This window comes from Frateuria sp. GZRR35, assembly GCF_051900415.1.
Lineage (GTDB): Bacteria > Pseudomonadota > Gammaproteobacteria > Xanthomonadales > Rhodanobacteraceae > Frateuria_A.
On the sequence record NZ_JBHZGL010000006.1, the window covers coordinates 100683 to 121751 of the forward strand.

Consider the following 21069-nt stretch of genomic DNA (forward strand, 5'->3'; position numbering starts at 1 on the left):
GACGCTAGGGCGGTGGCGTGGGCCGGGGTTGATGCACGTCAACCGGCCGCGCGTTGATGGGCGCGGAGTCGTGAAGGGACTCGACTGCACGAAGCAGGCGGCGCAGGAACGGGGGCGGGCGCCGTACGGACGCAGCGCTCTCTCGACCGGCGCCCAGCGTGGCGATTCGCGCGTGGATGCGCCGCCCGCCGTGGCGGCCAGGGGGACGGACCCGTCCGGGCGTGCACCTAGCTGGCGAGGCGATCGGCGCCCCGTCCGCCGGTCGGCCGTCTGCGCGGCGGGCGGGCGCGGGCGCCGAGCCAGCGGGCGAACCAGTCGCGGGCAAATTTCGAGGCCGCTTCCAGGACGCCCGGTTCCTCGAACAGCGATGTCGTGCCGGGCACGACCACCAGCTCGTTCTTGCCGCGGATGCGGCGCTGCGCAGCGCGATTGAGCGCGAGCAACGGGCGATCCTCACTCGCGACGATCAGCAGGGTCGGCGCGGTGACGCGGGCCAGCGTGCCCGCGCCGGCAAGGTCGGGGCGCCCGCTGCGCGTGACCACTGCGGCGATATCGCGCGGGCGCCGTGCGGCCACCGCCAGTGCGGCGCTCGCGATGGTCCCGTCGCCGGCCAGGCCCAGCGGCAGCGTCGCCAGCGCTGGGTCGTGGTGCAACTTCGCGACTACCGCGGCGAGCCGGTCCGCCAGCGTGGGGATGTCGAACGCGACCGTGCGCGAGAGCTCCTCGTCCACCGTCACCAGGTCGATCAGCAAGGTGCCCAGGCCCGCCCGCTGCAGGGTCTGCGCGAGGACGCGGTCGCGCGGGTTGTCGCGGTCGGCACCGCTGCCGTGGGCGACGATCACCAGTCCGCGCGCATGCGGCGGCATCGCCAGGTCGCCCGACAGGCTTGCGTCCGGCAGGTCGAACGCCGCCGGCCGGGACACCGGCAGCCCGGCACTGGGCCGCGGCGGGGTCGACAGGACGCGCACCACGTCGGTGTCGGTTACCGGATGAAAGTCCTCGTAGAACGAGCTAACCGCGCGGAAGTGCGCAGGTGCATGCAGGCAGATCACGTCGTCGGCGAGGTCGTCCAGGTTTTCCAGACTGTCCGGCGCCGCCACCGGCACGGCCGCCAGCAGCGCGGCCGGATGGTGCTGGCGCACGGCGTCCAGCGCGGCACGCATGGTCGCGCCGGTTGCCAGGCCATCGTCGACCACGATCACCAGGCGGCCGGTGGGATCGGCGTGCGGGCGATCCGGACTGTAGAGGGCGCGACGCTTGCGGATCACCGCCCGTTGCCGCGCAGCCTCGGCGCGCACATAGCTCATGCCCGCGCCGGCCACGGCCGACCGACCTGTGAGCTGGATGCGTCCCTGCTCGTCGACCGCGCCGATGGCCACGTCGCCATTGGCGGGCGATGCGAGCTTGCGCACGAGCACCACGTCGAGGTCGCCATCCAGCGCTTGGGCGACGACGCTTGCCACCGGCACCCCGCCGCGCGGGATCGCCAGTACCAGCGGATGCTGCCCGCGGTAGACGGCCAAGGCCTGGGCCAGTTGCCGGCCGGCGTCGCGACGGTCGGCGAAGCGTCGGTTACGGGATGCGAGAAAACCCTTCATGAGGGCGCCTCCGTCCACCACCATCAGCGGTGGCGTTTGCCAGCCACAGCATTCAACCGATCACGAAGCTGACGCGCATGCACACGCGCCAGGCCGTGATGCCGCCGTCGGGGCCGGTGACGACCTTGGTCTCACTGATCCAGGCGCCCTTGATGCCATCGAGCGTCCTGGCGGCCTTCTCCAAGCCCAGGCGAACGGCATCTTCCACGCTGTCGGGTGATTCGGAAATGATTTCGATGACCTTGGCAACGCTCATGACGCATCCTCCGGCGCGGGTGGCTGCGGCCCGGACCGACCGGCGCCGCTGCATCCACCCTAGATCGTCGGGCAGACGCGGATTTGATCCCGATCAACTGGCAGGCCAGGCGCCGCCCTGGCGGCAGTGCAAGCCCTGGGCGGGCACGCAGACGGCTAGAGATAGGCCCGATCGAGCGTCGGTTGCGCATTGAGCGTCTGGTTGATCCGCTCGACCAGTTCGGCGAGGGCGACCAGCAGGTCATCGATGCTGACGATGCCGGCGAGCGTGCCGGCGGCGTCGATCAGTGGAAGCCGGCGCACACCCTTCTGCTGCATGATATCCACCACCTCGTCGATCGAGGCGTCCGGCAGGCAACGCAGCAGCGGCGCGGACATGACGCATTCGAGCGGGGTCGTTGCCGGATCGAAATGCGCGGCGATGCAGCGCGTGACCAGGTCGCGGTCGGTGACGATACCGACCGGTTCCAGCCGGCCGCCCTGCTCGCGCGTCACCACCAGGCAACCGGCCTGATGCCGGCGCATGATGCCGGCGGCCTCGCTCACCGTCGCCGAAGCGTCCGCCTGGACGACGCGCCGGGTACCGATGTCGATTGCACGCATGGCGTCTTCCCGCCCAGCCGCTGCTGGTGACACAGGATGGAGGCTTGCGAGCGCGGCCGATTGATCAGGATCAACTCGCGCGGGCCCTGGCATAGCCTCGATCGCCTTCGCGCGGCGCGTGGAGCTTCTCTGGTATATAGCCGGCAGGTTTGCGTCGTGGAGGGGGGCCGCGGGCCTTCCGGTTTCTGGCAATTCCCACGCCTACCAGTCATGCGATGGGGCTCTCGTGTCGACACAGGACCCTGACAAGCAAGGGGTGTTTCTCCGGCAGGCCCACCTGCTGGTGGTCGACGATGACGCCGAAGTGGGGGCGCTGCTCAAGCGCTATCTCGGTGCCCAGGGTTTCCAGGTGAGCGCAGTCGGCAACGGCCAGGAGATGCTCGCGCGGCTGGCCACCGACATGATCGACCTGGTGCTGCTGGACCTGGGCCTGCCCGGCGAGGATGGCCTGGAGCTGACCCGTCACCTGCACGAACACTGGCACGGACCGGTAATCATCGTCACCGGCCGCGGCGACTCGGTCGACCGCATCGTCGGGCTCGAAGTGGGCGCCGACGACTACGTGACCAAGCCCTTCGAACTGCGCGAACTGCTGGCGCGCATCCGCAGCGTGCTGCGCCGTACCGAGCGACCGCGCCAGGCGATGTCGCGGCCGGCGGTCTACCGCTTCGCCGGCTACCGCCTGGAGCTGGACAGCCGCACCCTGCTCGCACCCTCGGGGGATGCCGTGCCGCTCACCAGTGGCGAGTTCGGGCTGCTGCGCGTGCTGGTCACCCACGCCAACCGGGTGCTTTCGCGCGACGAACTGATGAACCATCTGTACGGCCGCGATTCGGGTCCCTACGACCGCGCGGTGGACGTGCAGATCGGCCGCCTGCGGCGAAAGATCGAGCCGGACCCCGCCGCGCCGGTGCTGATCAAGTCGGTGCGCGGCGCCGGCTACATCTTCAGCGACGCGGTGCGCCAGGAGTGATGCCGTGCCATCGCATCGCGCCGACCACGACCTGTACCGCACGCTCTTCGAGACGGCGCCGGACGCCATGGTCGTCGTCGACGAGGCCGGCGATATCGTGCTTGCCAACCCGCAGGCGGACCGGCTGTTCGGCTACGACGCGGGCACGCTGCTCGGCCTGCGCGTGGAAAACCTCCTGCCCGAAGGCGTGCGCGGCGCGCATGCCGCCCATCGCGCCGACTACATGGCCCATCCCCGCGTGCGTCCGATGGGTGCGGGCTACGAACTGAACGGCGTGCGGCGCGATGGCGGCACGTTTCCCATCGAGATCGCGCTCAGCCCGGTCGGCAGCGGGCGCTATGCCGCCTCCATCCGCGACATCTCCGAAACCCAGCGGACACGACACGCGCTGCGGCGGGCGCACCGCGACGGCTACCTCGCCGAGCTGGGCCGGCTGGTGCTCGAGGCCGGTAACGGCGGATCGCTGCGCGTGGCGGTGTCTGGCCTGATCGCCAAGGCCCTGGGCGTCGACGCCGTCGCCGTGGCGGTGGGCCTGCCTGGCGGCAATGCGCTGCCGATCCGTTCGGCCTGCGGCCTCGCGCCCGACGTGCTCGACGCGCTGGGCGATGCGTTCGCGCGCGACGGCCTGGTCGTGCGCCTGGGCGAACGGCGCGCCCAGGGCGCATGGACGCTTTCGGACGATGCCGTGGGCCTGCCGGTCCTGCGCGCGACACTCGCCGCGCACGGCCTGGCCGATGCGGCGATCGTGCCGCTGCTCGATCGACACGAGGCCACCGGCGCGCTGCTCGCGCTCAACCGGGAACCATGCGACTGGGATGACGACCAGTTGGCCTTCCTGCAACTGGCGGCCAACATGCTCGCCGCGGCCGTCATGCGCGGTCGCAGCCAGGAGCAGCTCGCCCACGCGCAACGGCTGGATGCGCTGGGGCAGCTCACCGGCGGCATCGCGCACGACTTCAACAACCTGCTGACCGTCGTCTCCGGCAATCTGCAGATCCTGGACGCCGAGTACGGCGGCGTGACCGATGCACGCGAGTTGATCGACGGCGCCGCGCGCGCGATCGACCGCTGCATCAACCTGACCCGCAAGCTGCTGGGCTTTTCGCGCCGGCGCGCACTGACCCCGCGCGGCGTGCGGCCGCAACTGGTCCTGGACGACATGGGCGACATGCTCGCACGCACGCTGGGCGCACGCATCCACGTGGAACTCGATTGCGCCGATGGCGTGCCGGCCGTGTATGCCGACCCGGGGGAGCTGGAGACGGCACTGGTCAACCTGGCGATCAACGCACGCGACGCGATGCCCGAGGGTGGCCTGTTGCGGATCAGCGCCCGCGTGCGGGAGATCGGCGCCGGCGAATCGGGCACCCTGCCGCCGGGCCGGTACGTGGCGTTCCTGGTCGAGGACAGTGGCACCGGCATGACGCAGGAGGTGCTCGACCATGCGCTGGAGCCGTTCTTCACCACCAAGGATGCCGGCAAGGGCAGCGGCCTGGGCCTGAGCATGGTCTACGGATTCGTCCGGCAGTCGGGCGGGCGCGTCGTGATCGGCAGCCAGCCCGGCCGCGGCACGCGCGTGGAAATCCTGCTGCCGACCGCACCGCAAGAGGAAGACGCCGGCGAGGCGCGCACCCCCGGCAGCGTCAGCCCGGGGCACACACGGGTGTTGGTGGTCGAGGACGAGCCGGGCGTGCGCAAGGTCGCCGTGCGCTTCCTGCATTCGCTCGGCTACGACACGCTTGAGGCCGGCGATGCGGCACAGGCGCTCGCGTTGCTGCGCATCGACCACGGCATCCGCTTGCTGTTCTCGGACGTGGCGCTGGGTGACGGCACCAACGGCTTCGAGCTGGTGCGCGAAGCACGCCGCCTGCGCCCGGACCTGCCCGCGCTGCTGACTTCCGGCTACGAGCGCACGACTGACGGCACGGATGAAGCGTTGCCGGGCGGCGTCGGCCTGCTGCGCAAGCCTTACCGGCGCGAGCAGTTGGGCGAGGCGCTGGCGCAGGCGCTGGAGGGGCGGCCCGGCTGACCTTTCAGTGGACGGGCGCCCTGCCCGGCCATGCGGCGCAGGCCGTCCGTGTCGAGCAGGCGGATCTCGCGACGCCGCACCTCGATGCATTGCAGCCGGTCGAATTTCGACAGGGCGCGGGTCACCGTCTCGTGCTTGATGTCCAGAAAACTGGCGATATCCGCGCGCCCCATCCGCAGCAGGAAATGGTGGGCGCTGAAACCCAGCCGCAGGTGGCGCTCGGCCATGTCCAGCAGGAACGCGGCCACGCGCCGCTCGGCCGTGAGCGTGCCCACCGCCAGCATCCAGGCGCGGTCACTGCGGATTTCCGCCGCCAGCGCTGCGGTCAACCGGACCTGCAGCTCGGGCATCTGCAGGCAGGCCTGCAACACCGGCGGGTATGGCAGCTCCCACAGCTCGCTGTCGTCCAGCACCACCAGGTCGCAGGCGTAGCGGGACAGGCCGATGGACTCGACGCCGACCAGGTCGCCGCGCATGCGGAAGCCGGTCACCCGCTCACGGCCGTCCTCGGACAACTCGCAGGTCTTGAGAAACCCCGCGTGCACCAGGTAAATCGCGTGGAAGGGCTGTCCTGCCCGGTAAACGTGCTGGCCCGGCGCGACCTTGCGCCGCATGACCTGCACGTGGTGCGAGAGTTGCTGGATGTCGATCGGTCCCGCCGAGGCCATGACTTGCTGCACGGGCTCTCCGGCCGGCATCGGGGCGTGGATGGCGAGAGCGTTCATGGCGGTCTCCCCGGGGCGGGTGATGGTTCCACCGTAACCCGCCACCGCCAGCGGATGACGACCGCCGCGCAACGCTGTGTAACGGTCGGTAACAGTCCCGTGCCTGCCGCTTGCGCAAGCTAGCGCCCCGCAAGCGGTCAGCGCGGGATCGGCGCAGGGCTCAATGGCGGAACAGCACCGGCAACCGCGCATGCCACAGCACGTGCCGGGTGGCGCCGCCGAGCGCCCACTCGCTGAAGCGGCTGCGGCCATAGGCGCCCATCACCAGCAGATCGGCACCGAAGCGATCGGCCTGCTCCAGCAACGCCTCGCCGGCGGCGTGCTCGTTGGTGAGCAGGTCCTGCGCGCGGGCGCGGATGCCATGGCGGTTGAGGTAGGCATCGACGTCGAAGGGCGGCTTCCAGCTGACATCGTGGAACGTTTCTTTGGGCGACCCGCGCAGCAGCAGCACCTCCTCGGCCCGCTGCAGCAGCGGTAGCGCCGAATGCACCGCGCGGATCGCCTCGGGCGCGCCGTTCCATGCGATAGCCACGCGGGACAGGCCGACCGCACGCACCGGCCGCGGCGGCACCACGATGCACGGCAGGCCCACCGCGAGGATCAGCGCCGCCAGCTCGGCGGGCGACGCCCAGGTCCGCATGGGGTCGCGTTCGAGCACCAGCAGATCGTGCCAGCACGCGATCTGCACCAGCGCGTCGGACAGGGTGCCCTGCCCCACCACCCACGCCGCGTGTTCGATGCCCATGGCGCTGGCCCAACTGACGAACGGACGCTCGGCCGCCAGTGCGCTCGCCTCCAGCGTGCGTGCCGTTTCCAGCACCGCCTCGATCAGCTCCGGCGTGCTGAAGCTCGGTGTGGCGTACAGCGGCGAGGGATAGATGTACGCACCGGTGATGGACGCCTGCATCAGCGCCGCCAGCTGCGTGCCGTACTGGACGCCGCGGGACCAGTCCTCGTAGTTCAGCGAGTTGACCAGGATGTCGTACATGGTGGTGGCTCCGTGCGTGCGCCGCGCGGGTAGCGGCTGCGTTGCAGCGACACTAGGCCGTCCGCCACGACGCAAGGTGATGCACGTCAAATGCGGCAGCTAACGGTGTTGCCGGAAGGGCTGCCGATGCCTTCCCCGCCTGGGGGGACTCGTGTCCCGGTCAAGAGCGATCCCCGACCTGCGGCCCTACCGAAAACGTTGAAACGCTCCCGCGTGCTTGTAGGAGCGCACCTGTGCGCGACCGCCATGCCACGTGCTGCCGCGCGGTCGCGCACAAGTGCGCTCCTGCAAGGGACGGTCGCCGGCCCCATCGAATACCTCGAAACGCTCCCGCGTCCTGTAGGAGCGCACCCTGTGCGCGACCGTCATGCCACGTGCTACCGCGCGGTCGCGCACAAGTGCGCTCCTACAAGGGGCGGTCGCCGGCACCATCGAATGTCTCGAAATTCTCCCGCGTCCTGTAGGAGCGCACCCTGTGCGCGACCGCCATGCCTCTTGATACCGCGCGGTCGCGCACAAGTGCGCTCCTACAAGGCGCGGTCGCCGGCACTATCGAATGTCTCGAAATTCTCCCGCGTCCTGTAGGAGCGCACCTGTGCGCGACCGCCATGCCACGTGCTACCGCGCGGTCGCGTACAAGTGCGCTCCTGCAGCGACGGCTGGATTGCTAGGCAGCTCGCCCGCGGCGGTGCCCCGGCAGCATGCGCAGCAGCGTGTTGTCGCGCATGAAGTAGTGATGGAACAGCGCGGCGGCGGCATGCAGGCCGATCAGGTAGTAGCCGGCGGTGCCGATGGTCTCGTGGATCTCTTCGAGGTTATGGCTGAGCGCGCGGTCCGGCGCGGCCAGCGGCGGCAGCTGCAGGCCGAAGAACGGCACCGGTTCGTTGGCCGTGCTAAGGATGAACCACCCCAGCAACGGCATCGCCACGAGAAAGGCGTAAAGCGCCAGGTGCACCAGTGCGGCCAGGCGCTGCTGCCACAGCGGCGGCACCGGGTGGATCGGCGGCGTGCGGGCCACGATGCGGAACGCCAGGCGCAGGAACACCAGCGCGAACGTGGCCAGACCGAGCATGAAGTGCCAGCTCGCCAGCGCCTGCCGGGCGTCGCTGCCACGGGGGAAGAACTCGCGCAGCTCGATGCACGCGTAGACGCCCACCAGCAGCGCCAGCGTCAGCCAGTGAACGCCGATCGACAGGCCGGTATAGCGTTCCCCGGCCGGTTTGCCCTGTTTGTTCATGTCGCAAGGTCTCTCGTCTGTGGTCATCTGTTGCGCCGCGGGGAGCCTTCAGTGCTGCAGGAAGATCGGGATCTGCGCATGTTCGAGCACGTACCGGGTCGCGCAGCCGATCGCCTGCTCGCGCATCCGCGAGTGGGCAAAGGCGCCCATCACAACCAGATCGGCGTTCACCTGCTCGGCCTTCTTCAGTAGCGCCGCACCCGCGGTGCGTGCGGGAACACCTACGCACATCGGGTCCGCCTCGATGCCGTGGCGAGCCATGTACACGAACGGTTCGAAGTGCGGCAGGTAGCACTCGCCCTCGGGGCTGTGCGGCCGTCCGCCATCGAGCAGTACCACGCGCCGCGCACCCTGCAGGAAGGGCAAGGCCGCGTGGATGGCGCGGGTGGCCTCGGTACTGCCATCCCAGGCCACCAGCACACGCTGGAACGGGGTGTCGCGATTCCAGTCCGGCGGCAGGATCAGGCTGGGCAGCCGGCAGGACAGCAGCACCTCGCCGAGCAGCTCGGTCAGGGTTTCGCCATCGACCACGTCGCGCTCCAGTACGGCCAGGCTGTGCCAGGCGCCCAGCTCGCGCAGGACGCGTGCAAGGCCGGTATGGGCGACCACCCACGAGGCGTGCGACACGCCGCGGGATCGCGCGAAGGCACGGAAGGCGTCGGCCGTTTCGAAATCCTGCACGGGCGTGTCCAGCAGCAGGCCGAGCACGGAGGGCTCGCTTTCCGGGCCGCGCAGCAGGCGCAGCGATGCATCCACGAAGCAGCCGGTGAGCAGGCTCTGCCACCGCGAGGCCAGCGTGGCGGCCACCTGCACGGCAGGGTTCCAGGGCGAAGTCGAGGTGGCGATCGCCACGATGTCGGAGGGCTGGTTTGCCACCGGCAGCACGGGTTGGGCCGCGCCTTCGGGGATCCGGTTCGGGGCATGGACGACGGCATTCATGGCAGGCTCCTCACAGCACCAGCGTGTGGACGACTTGCGCCGGATCGCCTGGATCCAGCGAGCGCTGGAAGCCGAGGTAGGCGGCGAGCTCCTGCATCGGCTGGTTGTCCGCCGAATCGACCGAGTACATCTGCCTGAAGCCGTGCTGGCGGGCCATGTCGATCAGGTGCCGCATCAGCACCACGGCCAAGCCGCGGCGGCGCCAGTGGTCGGCCACGGTGACCGCACACTCGCAGCGGGTGCGGTCGCCATTGGTGCTGTAGCGGCTGACGCCGACCTCACGCAGCTTGCCGTCCTCGTGCGCGAGCGCGACGAAGGCCATGCGCTTGTCGTAGTCCACGTCCATCAGCCGATCGACCAGCGCCGGGCTGGCCTCGCGGAAACTGCACATGAAACGCATGCGCTTGGCGTCGGGTGACATCGCGCGAAGGAACTCCTCTTCGCGCTCGCGATCCTCCGGCTGCAGCGGGCGGATCAGCACGACAGTGCCATCGCGCAGATGGTCGATCCAGTGCGTTCCCTCCAGCAGCACGGGTGCGGTCGCGCTGGCGGGCGAAGTGATTCCGATGGGTAGCGTGGCCATGGGCGAACCTCGTCGCGTGTGATGCCCCTGTGGCTTCATTGGGGCATGCAGGTCACCGATGCGGATTGATCCGCGTCAATTCCCTGCATGGTCGCGCTGCGGCGGTCGGCCGCACGCGGTGACGGTCACCCGGGCGGCGGCTCGACGGCAGACCCGCACCGACGGCGACGCATCCTCGTTCCCGAAGGGCGAGGATCAACAACGAATCGTTGCAAGCGCAAAGGGTTGGCGCGCGGGCGTCCGCCGGATCAACCGTGCCTGTCCGCATCCGGCGGCCGGGCAACCGGCAGACGCCAGCCGTAGCGGATCGCCATGAATCGCAGGCCGAAGCACAGCCCTGCTCCGGTCAGCGTGGTGGCCGTGGGCGGCATGTGCAGCATGTCGCCCACCACCACCACGCCGGCGCCCGCCAGCGCGGCCACCGCGTAGAGTTCGGCACGCAGCACGGCGGGGATGTCCGAAACCAGCACGTCGCGCAGCATGCCGCCACCGATGCCGGTGAGCATGCCCAGCAGCGCCGCCATGCCGGGCGGAAGATCGTAGGCGAGCGCCTTCTGTGCGCCGGCCACCGCGAACAGGGCCAGGCCCGCGGCATCCGAAAGCTGCATCGGATTACGCATCCGCTCGATGTCCGAGTAGCGATAGAAGGTCAACAGGCCGGCCAGCAGGGAGACGCCGAGGTAGCGCCAGTCCTCGATGGCCGCCGGTGGCGTGGCGCCGATCAGCAGGTCGCGGGTGATCCCGCCGGCGCTGCTCGCGGCGAAGGAGAGCACCAGCACGCCGAACAGGTCCAGCCCGCGGCGCACGGCGACCAGCGCGCCGCTGAGCGCAAACACGAACGTGCCGAACAGGTCGAGCACCAGCAGCAGCGTGTGCAGGGCCCGCGTCGTGTCGATCATTGCCTGGCTCGTCCCGCTTCCGTTTCGCTCGCGCCAGCTTAAAGCAGACGCGTCCTCCCTTGTCGCGGGAACGCAAGCCCACGGCGGTCACGTGGCGGGGACGACCATGGCGCGACCATCGGTGATCCGCTTCCAGGGAGACGATCCGATGAGCCTGTCCACTGCCGTCCAGAGCTGCATCCAGGAGTGCCTGCGCTGCTACCAGACCTGCCAGTCGAACGCGACAGGCATGTGCCTGGAACAAGGCGGCGCGCACGTAGCGCCCGAACACATGCGGCTGATGCTGAGCTGTGCGGAGGTCTGCCGCACGGCCGCCGCCGTGATGCTCAACCAGTCGCCGCAGCACCCGGCCGTGTGCCGCGCCTGCGCCGAGCTCTGCACCGCCTGTGCGGACAGCTGCGCCACGGTCGGCGGCATGGACGACTGCGTGCAGGCATGCCGTACCTGCGCAGAGAGCTGCCGGAAGATGGCCGCCTGAACCTCGCCAACCCCGCCTGGAGCCCACTCCACGGTTGAGCGGGCGTAGCGCGAAGGCTAGGCTGCGGGCATGGTCGTGTTCCTGCGCTCCCGTCGTCGTCTGCGTTGCCTGTCGGCCTTGGCCCTGTTCGCGTGGCTGATGCTTGCGGTGGCGCCGTTCGTCGCGTGGCCGCCCATGGCGTCTGCGCAGCAGATGTCGACGCTGGACGCCCACGTGTCGCACGCCTCGATGCCCATGGACGGTGCCGGTTGCTGCGACGGCCACGCGGGCGAGCCCGATCGATCCACCACGCCGGCCTGCCAGTGCGCCCTGCCCTGCGCCGGCGTGTTGCCGTCCACCCCGGATGGACTTGCGGCCCTGCCGCTGATGTGCGCCGGTTACGCGCCGCCGCATCCGATCGAAGCGCCCCTCTGCGGCTTCGCACCGCCGCTGCGGCCACCGCTGGCCTGACCCTGCATCGGTCCTGATCGCCATGCGCGCCGCCGGTGCGCTGGCGCGTATTCCTGCGCGTCTCCTGGATGCGCTTGCCAGAGTGGTTCCATGAAACAGCTTTCCGCTTTACCGACGGCCGGCCTGTCGCGCCGTCGCTTCGTGCAGGGCCTTGCCGTGGGTGGCGTGGCCGCGGGATTGGGGCTGGTGCGTCCCGCCCGCGCACGGGCCGGTGTCCAACCGCCAGGCGTGCTTGCCGGCACCGATTTCCAGTTGGACGTCGGGCGGACCCAGGTCAACTACACCGGCCGCCCGCGCCAGGCCACCACCGTCAACGGCAGTCTTCCCGGGCCGCTGCTGCGATGGAAGGAAGGCACCACCGTAACGCTGCGCGTCACCAATCATCTGCACGAAGCCACCTCGATCCACTGGCACGGCATCGTGCTGCCGTTCGACATGGACGGCGTGCCTGGCCTCTCCTTCGATGGCATCGCGCCGGGCAAAACCTTCACCTACTGCTTCGACGTGCGCCAGGCGGGCACCTACTGGTACCACGCCCATTCGCATTTCCAGGAGCAGACGGGGCTGTTCGGCGCGCTGGTGATCGACCCGGCAGGACCCGAGCGCCATGAGGTCGACCGCGACTACGTGGTGATGCTGAACGACTGGACCGACCAGAACCCCGCGCGTATCTACACGCGCCTGAAGAAGCGCAGCGACTACTACAACCTCCACCAGCCCACCGTGCCCGACTTCCTGCGTGACGCGCGCCAGCACGGCCTGGGTGAAGCGCTCGCCATGCGCCGGATGTGGAACCGCATGCGCATGAACCCGACCGACCTGGCCGACGTCGGCGGCGCCGCCTACACCTATCTGATGAACGGCACGGCGCCGGCCGGCAACTGGACGGCCCTGTTCCGGCCAAGCGAACGGATCCGCCTGCGCTTCATCAACGGCTCGGCCTCGACCATCTTCGACGTACGCATCCCCGGGCTGGCGATGACCGTCGTGGCCGCTGATGGCCAGGACATCGCGCCGGTGCCGGTGGACGAGTTCCGCATCTCGGTGGCGGAGACCTACGACGTGATCGTGGAGCCGCAGGACGCGCGCGCCTACACCCTGTTCGCCCAGTCGATCGACCGCACCGGCTACGCCCGCGGCACGCTCGCGCCGCGCGAGGGCATGCAGGCGGACGTACCGCCGATGGATGCGCGCGTGTGGCTCGGGATGCAGGACATGATGGGGGCGATGCAGCACGGCGCCCCTCGCCCCGAAGAAAAGGGGGTGGGGATGCAGGTTCGGGCGAGCCACGACCACCATCCTTCAGCCGACCCCTCGCCCGCCCTTCGGGCACCCTCTGCCGGCGGGAGAGGGGTCAACCACGCGCGCACCGAATACGGCCCGACCGTCGACATGCGCGTGGACATGCCCCGCACCAACCTCGACGACCCCGGCATCGGCCTGCGCGACAACGGCCGGCGCGTACTCAGTTACGCGGACCTGCGTTCGCTCGATCCGCCACCCGACGCGCGAGAACCCGAACGCGAGATCGAGCTGCACCTCACCGGCAACATGGAGCGCTTCCTGTGGTCGTTCGACGGCGTTCCGTTCTCCGACGCCCGGCCGATCCATTTCCGCAAGGGCGAGCGCCTGCGCATCGTGCTGGTCAACGACACCATGATGAACCACCCGATCCACCTGCACGGAATGTTCAGCGACCTGGAGGACGCGGACGGCAACGTGCTGGTGCGCAAGCACACCATCAACGTGCAGCCGGCGCAGCGCATCAGCTACCGCGTGACCGCCGACAACCCGGGTCGCTGGGCCTACCACTGCCACCTGCTGTACCACATGGAGGCGGGCATGTTCCGCGAGGTGGTGGTGTCATGAGCCGCCCTGCCCTCGCTGCACTGGCACTGGTCGCCTGCATCGCCGGCGCCCAGGCCCAGGAGATGCCGGACATGGACATGGGCGCCATGCCCGGCACGGATCACCACACCACACCCGCCGCGCCCGCACCGACGGGTGCCGGACAGGAGCACACACCGACCGGCCATGATGCGATGCCCATGCCGGCGGACGAGCACCAGCCGATGCACGGCGCGACCGCGCCTGCGCAGCATCACCACGCCACAGCCAAGCACGACCCATCCGCGCCCATGCACCACGACATGGGTCCCATGCAGGGCGGCAACCCACCGCCGGACGCGCGCGACCCCGACTACTCCGATGGCCTGCACGCTAGCCCCATGCACGGCATCGACATGGCGATGGGGGACGATCCGCGCTTCGCTACGCTGCATGTCGACCGCCTGGAGGCGGTGCACACATCGCGCGGCGATGGCCAGCAGTGGGAAGTCCAGGGCGGCTACGGCAACAGCCGCGACAAGCTGTGGCTGCGCAGCGAAGGCGAGCGCAGCGGCGGCCGGCTTGGGACGGCCGACGTCGAGCTGCTCTGGCAGCACGCCGTGGCGTCTTTCTGGGACACGCAGCTCGGCGTGCGCACGGACACCGGCGGTGGCCCTGGCCGCCAGTGGGTGGCCTTCGGCATCCAGGGCCTGGCACCGTACTGGTTCGAGCTGGAAGCGACCGGCTACATCGGCCCGGCCGGCCGCACCGCCGCACGCCTGCGCGCCGACTACGAACTGCTGTTCACCCAGCGCCTGGTGCTGCAGCCGGAGCTGGAGCTCAACGCGTACGGCAAGGCAGACCCGGCACGCCACCTTGGCAGCGGCCTGTCGGACATCGCCTTGGGGCTGCGCCTGCGCTACGAGATCCGGCGCGAGGTGGCGCCTTACGTCGGCGGGGTATGGACGCGCCGGTTCGGAAGCACGGCCGCCCACGACCGGAGCCTGTTCGAATGGCAATGGGTGGCCGGCGTGCGCATCCGCCTTTAGGTCGCAGGGGCACTCAGCAGTGTCATCATCGGACGGACCCTGCCATGCCTGCGAGTGCTCCATGACCCGATCCGCCGCTCAAGGCTTGCTCGGCGACACCACGGCGCGCGATTACGCGTGGAAGCTGCGCCTGTTCAACGCCTTTGCCGCACCGCAGCTGCGCCTGGCCATCGCGAGCCTGGCGCTGCGACCGGGCATGCGCGTGCTCGATGCCGGCTGCGGCACCGGCGAGGCGCTCGGCTGGTTCGCCGCGGCGGTCGGGAGCGAGGGCCTGGTGGTCGGAGCCGATCTCGCGGGCGCGCATGTGGCCGCCGCCCACGCCACCGCGCCTGCAGACTGCCCGGTGCTTCAGGCAAACCTGCATCAGCTGCCCTTTGCCCCGTCAAGCTTCGACCTGGTGTGGTCGGTCAACACGCTCAACCACCTGCATGATCCGGTCACGGCGGTGGCGGACCTGGCTACCCTGCTCCGGCCCGGCGGGCGCATCGCCCTGGGCCAGAGCTCGCTGCTGCCGGACATGTACTTCGCCTGGGACGCGCGGCTGGAGCGACGGGTCAACGAGGCGGTGCGCCAGTACTACCGCGAGCGTTACCAGGTGAGCGAACGCGGCCTGGCCGACGTCCGCGCCCTGGTCGGGCGCCTGCGCCAGGCCGGGCTCTCCTGCGTCACGGCACGCACCTTCATGATCGAGCGCGTGGCGCCGGTGGACCGGGCGGACCAGGATTACCTGCTGGAGGCGATCTTCCGCGGCACCTGGGGCGAACGGCTGCTCCCCTACCTGGACGCCGACGACCATGCCGAACTCGCGCGCCTGTGCGACCCGCAGGACGCCGGCTTCGCGCTGCGGCGCCCGGACTTCCACTTCCTGCAAAGCTTCACCCTCGCTGTCGGAAACGCCTGACGGCGGTTCAATTCTGTTTGTCGTCGAGGTCGGCAATCAAAGCTTTCATTTCCCCGATCTCGCGGCGCTGCGACGCGATGATCTCGTCCGCCAGTTGGCGCACCCTCGGGTCGGAGATGTGAGCGCGCTCGCTGGTCAGGATGGCGATGGAATGGTGGGGAATCATCGCCCGCATGTAGGCCACGTCGCCCACCGTCGCCTGGCTCCGCGCCAGGTACAACGCACCTAAAAAGACAACGAGAGCGCCGACGATGACGCCGGTATTGATGCCCCGCCTGGGATACATGCGCCACATGAAGCCCAACATGATGATCGCCATCGCCGCGCCCATGACGAATGCCATGTAGGCGCGCGTCTGGCTCCAATAAACGTGGGACCACTGCTCGGCGGTGAGGTACATGAGGATGAACATCACGACAGTGGAGGCCGTGACCATGGCCGCAAAAGATCCGTAACCCGCCTTCATAGCCGCTCTCCGCTCTCCGTTGAAGCAACGAACATAGAGATGCTGCATGTCGTTGGCACGTGACCCGTCCGGATGACGTCGGCGAATGGAGCGGAAGCTCTGACTCTGAACGAAGAGCTACCCGCCGGTCCGCACGGCATGTACGACGGGAATTCTTAATGCATCGGCAGCCCCCTTTTCGCGGTTCGTAGACAGCCGGAACCAGAAACTACATCCAGTTGTTTTGGAACGTGTTTCGCCCGATGACCATGAACGTCCGCAGCCCCTCCACCCTCCGCCGCCATCCCGGTTTCATCCGTGACCACGACTGGACCATCAACGGCCCGGCGATCGGTCCGGAGCAGACCCCACGCTGGCCGACCGACCAGGACGCGCCGCTGGACCGTCGCCACAGCGACATCGAGTGGCCGACCGAGGACCGTCGCACGCCGCGCATCCCGGTGCCGACCCCGGAACCGGACGAAGACGACCAGTTCCCCTGGATCTCGCCCACGCAGCCGGCCACCTGCTGGCTGATCTGACCGGCAGGCGCCAGCACTGAGCGAGCCTTGAAGGGCGCGTCCCACGGCGCGCCCTTTCGGTTGTCCGCCTGATCCGTCTCCGCCACCGCCGAAGCGTCGCATGCCCTTCGTCAAAGAAAGGCACTGAAGCCCGGTATCGCCACATCGAACGCGCGCTGCACCAGCCAGAGCGCGGCGATGACGCAAATCAGTACCGAGCCCACGCGCAGCACGCCGATGCGATAGAAGCGGGTGCGGCGCAGCAGGTAGGCCAGCGGCAGGAACGCCAGCACGATCGCCTCCTGGCCGATCTCCACGCCCACGTTGAAGCCGCCGAGCGAGGCGGCCATCGCCGCCGGTGGCAGCTGCAGTCCGGTCAACGCGCTGGCGAACCCCAGTCCGTGGATGAATCCGAAGGCAAAGGCGATCAGCCAGGTGCGCTGGCGCACCACCGGGTAAAGATTGTTGAACGCCGCGACCATCACCGACAGCGCGATGCCGGACTCCACCAGCCGGCTGGGCAGCGCCACGATGCCCAGCACGGCCAGCGACAGCGTCACCGAGTGCGACACCGTGAAGGCCGAGACGACCTTGAGCACGTCCAGGAACACCGGCCACAGCCCCGTGGCCGCTTCCCAGCGGTAATGCGGCGGCTGGCCAGCCAGCGCCATCAGTGTGCCGCTGCCCTCGGCGACCACCGTGCCCTTGCGCCAGCCATCGTCCGCACGGCGACGGATCAGCACCGCCGGCAGCAACAGCGAAAGCAGGAACAGGATGTGGTCCAGTCCGGTCCAGATGTGCCAGATGCCATCGCTGACGAAGCTGGTGAACTCGTTCCAGCGATCGGGCTTGCGCAGGTTGAGCGTGGCCGTGGGCTGGTCTGGGCCGAGCACGGCACCGGCCGTGCGCTCGCCGGCGTGGAAGGTGACGATGCCGCGGTGGTAGGGATCGAGGTCGGCCATCAGTTGGTAGACCACGCCCAGCGTGCTGGGGATGTTCTTGTCGCACAGCGCGTCGAAGCGCAGCACGGCGTAGGCGCCGTCGGTGTGTTCGTCGATCAGTTGCGCGGTGGGCGAAAGCTCGCATTGCAGGCCGTCGCCGGTGATCGCCAGGCGCTGCAGCGCATAACGCTCGATCGCCTCGCGCCGCGACTGCACCTCGCCCCAGGTGATCGCGCCGTCGTGGTTGCCGTCCAGGCCGATGGCGAAGTCCAGGTCGCGCAGGGCGATGTCCCACTGCCCGTGCAACACATGGTCGTTGGCCGGATCGGTGCGCAGGCTCAGGTACGCATCGCTCTCCTTGTGCGCGCTCGCCACCGGCGGCAGCCAGGCGAACACGAAGGCCAGCGTGAGCAGGATCAGGCGTGCGTTCATGGCCGTGCTCCGGAGGTGGCCTGCGCCACGGACTGGCCGCGCAGGCGCGCCGCCAGCGGATCGATCGCCGGATCGCGCAGGTGGGTCTGCTGGAGGTAGTCGAGCACCGGCGCCGCGGCGGCTGGCTGGTTGGCCGCCAGTGCCGCCTCGAGGTAGATGCGCACGTCCTGCGGCGCGCGCTGCACGGTCCAGTTCTGTTGCGCCAGCGCCAGCGCGCGCGGCGCATCGTGCTGCACGTGCAGGGCGAAGCCGGCCTGCTCGCGCTGGAAAACGTGGCTGCCGCGTGCGTCCATCGCGGCAAAACGCGCCGCCATGGCGGCGGCATCAGCCTTTGCCTGTGGCAAGCCGAGCGCGGCTTCGGCGTACACCTGGCGCAGGAACGAGGTGTCCGATGCCGAATCCCCCTGCAGCAAGGCGATGACGTCGCGCGGGCGCTGCTCGTCGAGCAGGAAATCGGCGTAGTCGGCGAGCAGGAAGTTGTCGCCGGGCGTCCACTGCAAGGCCTGCTTGAAGTGCTGCTCGGCCAGCGCGGGATTGCCCAGGCGGATCGCGTTGTCGGCCAGCAGGCCTTCGACCCACGCGCGTACCTCGGGCGGCGCCTTGGGTCCGGGGTCTTCCACCAGGCCCAGCAGCGCCTGCGCCTGCCCCGCCCGGCCGGTCAGCGAACGCAGCGACGCGGTACAGACGATGCCCATGAAGTCGCCACCGCTGTTGGCCAGCTTGACGCAGGCGCGGTTGGCCGCGTCCATGTCCCCTTGCACCATCTCCACGGTGGCCAGGGTCAGCCAGGCCTGGGCGTTGCCCGGGTCGCGCGCGAGGATGGCACCCAGCTCCTTGCGCGACGCATCGAAGAAGTGGCGGCTCTGCTGCACGGTGGCATGCACCAGCGCCACGGGAATCGGTGGTGAGGGCCCCTTCATCCAGGGCTCGATCACCGCCATCGCGCGGCCCAGGAAGCGTGCGTCGCCCGTGCTGCGCGCGTAGTCGATGTAGGACTGCGCCAGCGCGACGGCGCGCTGCGTGTCGTGCGGGTGCCGCACGAACTCCGCGCGCAATTGCTCGAAGTGCCGCACACGCGGATCGGTGGTGGGCGGCACGTGCTGCAGCACCACGTCGGCGCGGGCGGGAATGTAGGGTGCACGCGTCTGCGCCAGGGCCAGCCCCGGCAGCCACGCGAGCATCAGGAGGGTGCGCGACACGCCGCCGAAGCGGCGGCGTGTCGCAACCTGCCCGTCCGCGGGCACGCCGCGCAGGGGCGACTGGCGGGCGGACGGGCGCGCGGCCATCAGTTGGCGGCCACGCCGTTGCTGCCGTTGGGCGAACCGGGCAGCGGGGGCATCAGGTACGGGAAGTGGTCGAGGTAGGTATCGGCCGCGTTCTCGTCGCCGGTGACGTGCTCGGTCGCCATCGTCGCGCCCGGCGAGCGGGTGCCATCGGTGAACGGCGCCCCGTGGTTCGGATCGGCGGTCTGCGCGCCGCAGTTGCCGGCCACGCCGCACAGGGCACCTTCGGCCACGCGCAGTTCGATGTCGACCACGTCGTCATACGGTCGCCGCCCGTTGGGGAACCCTGCGAGATCGCCGCCAAGCACGCCCAGGTCGTTCTGCTCCACCGGTGCGGTCGGTGCAATGGAGGTATTGAGCCGCAGTTCTTCGGATGGCTTGACGTTGGCCGGCTTGTTGAGCCCCGGCACGCCGGTCAGGAACACCGTGACCAGGTCGTTGCGCGGGGTGTGCGGGATTTCCGTGCCGAACAGCGCGTTCAGCAGCACCGGCAGCGACGGCTTGGTGACATAGCTCAGGAACTGGGCGTCGTTGCACGGCACCGAGTTGTTGAACTTGTCCTTGTCCTTCAGGCCGATCACCAGCTCGTTGACCAGCGGCATGCCCAGGCGCGACACCTGCGTCCATTTGCTGTGGTTGGCGGGATGTTCGCCTTCGCCGTATTTGTTGAGTACGCGCGTCTGCGGAATGCTCGCCGCGGTCCAGCCGCCGATGATGTGGTTGCTCTTGCTCTGCTGCAGGCAACTGGCCGGCATCTCCAGGCCCAGCGTGGTCACGTTCTTGCTGGTCAGCGCGTTCTGTGCGCCGTCGCGTGGCCCCAGCGGGTTGGTGTTGACCAGGTCGAAGACCTCGCCGACGTTGACCACGAAACCATCCTTGCGCTGCCCCACGAACACCCGGCCAGGCATGGAACAGCCGGGCACCGAGACATCGTAGACGTAGCTGTTGGCGTACATGTCGTAGTCGCTGATCGACTTGGTGCCGATGTTGTCGACGGGCTTGGTGAAGGTCGTCTTGCTGCCGGCGTTGGTTTCCACCGGCATGAATTTGCCGTGGCCCTTGCGCACCGACACGGTGAACGTGTCGATACGGTTGAGCGCGCTCTGGTCGGTCGCCGAGACCGGGCCGATGTTGAGCAGCGGCACCGACGTGTAGGTGCCTGTTCCGCCATACACCTTCAGGTCCTTGTACTGGTGCTTGAACTGGAAGCGGAAGGTGAGGTCCGGCTTGCCGTCGGCATCGTTGTCGACGTTGATGTCATAGGCCGCCTGATCGCTCAGCGGGAAAAAATTCGGGCCGCCGGTGGGGCCCTGCAGCGGGTTGTAGTTGGCCAGCAGGGTCACGTAGCCGGAGCGCTGCGGCTCGTAGCTCATGAACATGTAGAAGTCGCTGGCGTCGACCTGCGGCATGTGGCTGATGAACGGTGCCTCGCGGTGACTGGAAGCCAGCGCAGCGGCAGGAACGACCAGGCCCAGGCTAAGGCACAGGCACAAGGGTTTGAGTTTCATGACGTACTACCTCATCGCGTCGAAGGTGTGCGATGCGCGCGCCGTCAGGCCGTCGTCTGGAAAACGATCACGCGCCTCCCGGCTGCCGGACGCAGCCCCGTGATTCGTTGTGCCAACCATCATTCCGGCGACGTCGCTGGCATGCGTTGCATGCCCGCTGGAACCGGCCGATCGCCCCTGTCGCAAACCCCGCTTCCGTGCGAGGCCCAGTGAGCTACGCAACCTGCCGGAACATGGACGCCGCGCTTCACCGTCGAGTTAAGCGTGGGTTTAGCGGGATGAATTTTCATTTCACGGGCGGCGGGAGGCGACATGCCCATCGGCCCGGCCATTGAGCGGCGCCCGGCGCGACGCTAGGCTGCGCCGATGCATCCTTCCGCACACGGCGGTCGCCTCCGCCCCGCC

General features: G+C 69.2%; 21 protein-coding genes. 8 read left to right on the top strand and 13 right to left on the bottom strand.

What is annotated here, in order from left to right:
* Nucleotides 1–227: 227 nt before the first annotated feature.
* From ACFWZ3_RS09150 to ACFWZ3_RS09160, 3 genes are all read right to left on the bottom strand, one after another.
* Nucleotides 228–1598 carry a phosphoribosyltransferase family protein gene (locus ACFWZ3_RS09150; RefSeq protein WP_439707427.1) on the bottom strand — a complete coding sequence of 457 codons (1371 nt, stop codon included), beginning with the start codon at nucleotides 1596–1598 and terminating at the stop codon, nucleotides 228–230.
* A gap of 52 nt (nucleotides 1599–1650) precedes the next feature.
* Nucleotides 1651–1854, bottom strand: coding sequence for a dodecin family protein (locus tag ACFWZ3_RS09155; RefSeq protein ID WP_439707428.1), 204 nt, complete (start codon nucleotides 1852–1854; stop codon nucleotides 1651–1653).
* A 155-nt stretch (nucleotides 1855–2009) separates the two neighbouring features.
* Complete coding sequence (locus ACFWZ3_RS09160) at nucleotides 2010–2456, bottom strand: CBS domain-containing protein (protein ID WP_439707429.1); 447 nt, start codon at nucleotides 2454–2456, stop codon at nucleotides 2010–2012.
* A gap of 226 nt (nucleotides 2457–2682) precedes the next feature.
* Between ACFWZ3_RS09160 and ACFWZ3_RS09165 the strand changes: the two genes are divergently transcribed.
* The gene (locus tag ACFWZ3_RS09165; protein WP_439707430.1) at nucleotides 2683–3429 is read left to right on the top strand and encodes a response regulator; all 747 of its coding nucleotides are present in this window, start codon (nucleotides 2683–2685) and stop codon (nucleotides 3427–3429) included.
* A gap of 4 nt (nucleotides 3430–3433) precedes the next feature.
* Nucleotides 3434–5458 carry a PAS domain S-box protein gene (locus tag ACFWZ3_RS09170; protein WP_439707431.1) on the top strand — a complete coding sequence of 675 codons (2025 nt, stop codon included), beginning with the start codon at nucleotides 3434–3436 and terminating at the stop codon, nucleotides 5456–5458.
* Here ACFWZ3_RS09170 and ACFWZ3_RS09175 read toward each other — a convergent pair.
* The 6 genes from ACFWZ3_RS09175 to ACFWZ3_RS09200 all read right to left on the bottom strand — a co-directional run bounded on the left by ACFWZ3_RS09175 (nucleotide 5398) and on the right by ACFWZ3_RS09200 (nucleotide 10808).
* On the bottom strand, nucleotides 5398–6183 hold the full coding sequence (locus ACFWZ3_RS09175) for a Crp/Fnr family transcriptional regulator (RefSeq protein ID WP_439707432.1): 786 nt from the start codon (nucleotides 6181–6183) through the stop codon (nucleotides 5398–5400). The genes ACFWZ3_RS09170 and ACFWZ3_RS09175 overlap by 61 nt on opposite strands.
* A gap of 160 nt (nucleotides 6184–6343) precedes the next feature.
* Nucleotides 6344–7171 carry a universal stress protein gene (locus ACFWZ3_RS09180; RefSeq protein ID WP_439707433.1) on the bottom strand — a complete coding sequence of 276 codons (828 nt, stop codon included), beginning with the start codon at nucleotides 7169–7171 and terminating at the stop codon, nucleotides 6344–6346.
* Nucleotides 7172–7838: 667 nt separating this feature from the next.
* The gene (locus ACFWZ3_RS09185; RefSeq protein ID WP_439707434.1) at nucleotides 7839–8408 is read right to left on the bottom strand and encodes a cytochrome b; all 570 of its coding nucleotides are present in this window, start codon (nucleotides 8406–8408) and stop codon (nucleotides 7839–7841) included.
* Nucleotides 8409–8456: 48 nt separating this feature from the next.
* A complete protein-coding gene (locus ACFWZ3_RS09190) occupies nucleotides 8457–9347 on the bottom strand; it encodes a universal stress protein (protein ID WP_439707435.1) in 891 nt (296 codons plus the stop codon).
* A 10-nt stretch (nucleotides 9348–9357) separates the two neighbouring features.
* Nucleotides 9358–9930 (bottom strand): GNAT family N-acetyltransferase, encoded by a 573-nt coding sequence (locus ACFWZ3_RS09195; RefSeq protein WP_439707436.1) that lies wholly within the window; start codon nucleotides 9928–9930, stop codon nucleotides 9358–9360.
* A gap of 248 nt (nucleotides 9931–10178) precedes the next feature.
* A complete protein-coding gene (locus tag ACFWZ3_RS09200) occupies nucleotides 10179–10808 on the bottom strand; it encodes a trimeric intracellular cation channel family protein (protein WP_439707552.1) in 630 nt (209 codons plus the stop codon).
* Nucleotides 10809–10935: 127 nt separating this feature from the next.
* On the opposite strand from ACFWZ3_RS09200, the gene ACFWZ3_RS09205 reads away from it, so the two are divergent.
* From ACFWZ3_RS09205 to ACFWZ3_RS09225, 5 genes are all read left to right on the top strand, one after another.
* Entirely contained in the window at nucleotides 10936–11307 is a 372-nt protein-coding gene (locus ACFWZ3_RS09205) for a four-helix bundle copper-binding protein (protein ID WP_439707437.1), read from the top strand.
* A 69-nt stretch (nucleotides 11308–11376) separates the two neighbouring features.
* Nucleotides 11377–11757, top strand: a complete 381-nt coding sequence (locus ACFWZ3_RS09210; protein ID WP_439707438.1) for a hypothetical protein — start codon at nucleotides 11377–11379, stop codon at nucleotides 11755–11757.
* A 90-nt stretch (nucleotides 11758–11847) separates the two neighbouring features.
* On the top strand, nucleotides 11848–13626 hold the full coding sequence (locus ACFWZ3_RS09215) for a copper resistance system multicopper oxidase (RefSeq protein WP_439707439.1): 1779 nt from the start codon (nucleotides 11848–11850) through the stop codon (nucleotides 13624–13626).
* Entirely contained in the window at nucleotides 13623–14633 is a 1011-nt protein-coding gene (locus ACFWZ3_RS09220) for a copper resistance protein B (protein ID WP_439707440.1), read from the top strand. Before ACFWZ3_RS09215 ends, ACFWZ3_RS09220 begins: the two co-directional genes overlap by 4 nt.
* Before the next feature lie 61 nt (nucleotides 14634–14694).
* Nucleotides 14695–15534, top strand: coding sequence for a class I SAM-dependent methyltransferase (locus ACFWZ3_RS09225; RefSeq protein WP_439707441.1), 840 nt, complete (start codon nucleotides 14695–14697; stop codon nucleotides 15532–15534).
* 7 nt (nucleotides 15535–15541) lie between these two features.
* On the opposite strand, the gene ACFWZ3_RS09230 is transcribed toward ACFWZ3_RS09225, so the two are convergent.
* A complete protein-coding gene (locus ACFWZ3_RS09230; protein ID WP_439707442.1) occupies nucleotides 15542–16048 on the bottom strand; it encodes a DUF305 domain-containing protein in 507 nt (168 codons plus the stop codon).
* Between the two features lie 194 nt (nucleotides 16049–16242).
* Here ACFWZ3_RS09230 and ACFWZ3_RS09235 point away from each other — a divergent pair, with 194 nt between their 5' ends.
* The gene (locus ACFWZ3_RS09235; protein ID WP_209618053.1) at nucleotides 16243–16521 is read left to right on the top strand and encodes a hypothetical protein; all 279 of its coding nucleotides are present in this window, start codon (nucleotides 16243–16245) and stop codon (nucleotides 16519–16521) included.
* Between the two features lie 110 nt (nucleotides 16522–16631).
* Here ACFWZ3_RS09235 and ACFWZ3_RS09240 read toward each other — a convergent pair whose 3' ends face one another.
* From ACFWZ3_RS09240 to ACFWZ3_RS09250, 3 genes are read right to left on the bottom strand one after another with little or no spacing between them, the layout of a single operon-like run.
* Nucleotides 16632–17873, bottom strand: coding sequence for a HupE/UreJ family protein (locus ACFWZ3_RS09240; RefSeq protein ID WP_439707443.1), 1242 nt, complete (start codon nucleotides 17871–17873; stop codon nucleotides 16632–16634).
* Complete coding sequence (locus ACFWZ3_RS09245) at nucleotides 17870–19159, bottom strand: hypothetical protein (protein ID WP_439707444.1); 1290 nt, start codon at nucleotides 19157–19159, stop codon at nucleotides 17870–17872. Before ACFWZ3_RS09245 ends, ACFWZ3_RS09240 begins: the two co-directional genes overlap by 4 nt.
* Nucleotides 19159–20664, bottom strand: a complete 1506-nt coding sequence (locus ACFWZ3_RS09250; RefSeq protein ID WP_439707445.1) for a DUF4331 domain-containing protein — start codon at nucleotides 20662–20664, stop codon at nucleotides 19159–19161. Before ACFWZ3_RS09250 ends, ACFWZ3_RS09245 begins: the two co-directional genes overlap by 1 nt.
* Nucleotides 20665–21069: the final 405 nt, after the last annotated feature.

Bases quoted from the DNA above. Each gene is read 5' to 3' on its own strand.
- ACFWZ3_RS09205 (WP_439707437.1), top strand. From the start codon at position 10,936: ATGGCGCGACCATCGGTGATCCGCTTCCAGGGAGACGATCCGATGAGC.
- ACFWZ3_RS09220 (WP_439707440.1), top strand. From the start codon at position 13,623: ATGAGCCGCCCTGCCCTCGCTGCACTGGCACTGGTCGCCTGCATCGCC.
- ACFWZ3_RS09240 (WP_439707443.1), bottom strand. From the start codon at position 17,873: ATGAACGCACGCCTGATCCTGCTCACGCTGGCCTTCGTGTTCGCCTGG.
- ACFWZ3_RS09250 (WP_439707445.1), bottom strand. From the start codon at position 20,664: ATGAAACTCAAACCCTTGTGCCTGTGCCTTAGCCTGGGCCTGGTCGTT.
- ACFWZ3_RS09175 (WP_439707432.1), bottom strand. From the start codon at position 6,183: ATGAACGCTCTCGCCATCCACGCCCCGATGCCGGCCGGAGAGCCCGTG.
- ACFWZ3_RS09245 (WP_439707444.1), bottom strand. From the start codon at position 19,159: ATGGCCGCGCGCCCGTCCGCCCGCCAGTCGCCCCTGCGCGGCGTGCCC.
- ACFWZ3_RS09225 (WP_439707441.1), top strand. From the start codon at position 14,695: ATGACCCGATCCGCCGCTCAAGGCTTGCTCGGCGACACCACGGCGCGC.
- ACFWZ3_RS09150 (WP_439707427.1), bottom strand. From the start codon at position 1,598: ATGAAGGGTTTTCTCGCATCCCGTAACCGACGCTTCGCCGACCGTCGC.
- ACFWZ3_RS09195 (WP_439707436.1), bottom strand. From the start codon at position 9,930: ATGGCCACGCTACCCATCGGAATCACTTCGCCCGCCAGCGCGACCGCA.
- ACFWZ3_RS09185 (WP_439707434.1), bottom strand. From the start codon at position 8,408: ATGAACAAACAGGGCAAACCGGCCGGGGAACGCTATACCGGCCTGTCG.
- ACFWZ3_RS09190 (WP_439707435.1), bottom strand. From the start codon at position 9,347: ATGAATGCCGTCGTCCATGCCCCGAACCGGATCCCCGAAGGCGCGGCC.
- ACFWZ3_RS09180 (WP_439707433.1), bottom strand. From the start codon at position 7,171: ATGTACGACATCCTGGTCAACTCGCTGAACTACGAGGACTGGTCCCGC.
- ACFWZ3_RS09215 (WP_439707439.1), top strand. From the start codon at position 11,848: ATGAAACAGCTTTCCGCTTTACCGACGGCCGGCCTGTCGCGCCGTCGC.
- ACFWZ3_RS09230 (WP_439707442.1), bottom strand. From the start codon at position 16,048: ATGCAGCATCTCTATGTTCGTTGCTTCAACGGAGAGCGGAGAGCGGCT.
- ACFWZ3_RS09210 (WP_439707438.1), top strand. From the start codon at position 11,377: ATGGTCGTGTTCCTGCGCTCCCGTCGTCGTCTGCGTTGCCTGTCGGCC.
- ACFWZ3_RS09235 (WP_209618053.1), top strand. From the start codon at position 16,243: ATGACCATGAACGTCCGCAGCCCCTCCACCCTCCGCCGCCATCCCGGT.
- ACFWZ3_RS09160 (WP_439707429.1), bottom strand. From the start codon at position 2,456: ATGCGTGCAATCGACATCGGTACCCGGCGCGTCGTCCAGGCGGACGCT.
- ACFWZ3_RS09155 (WP_439707428.1), bottom strand. From the start codon at position 1,854: ATGAGCGTTGCCAAGGTCATCGAAATCATTTCCGAATCACCCGACAGC.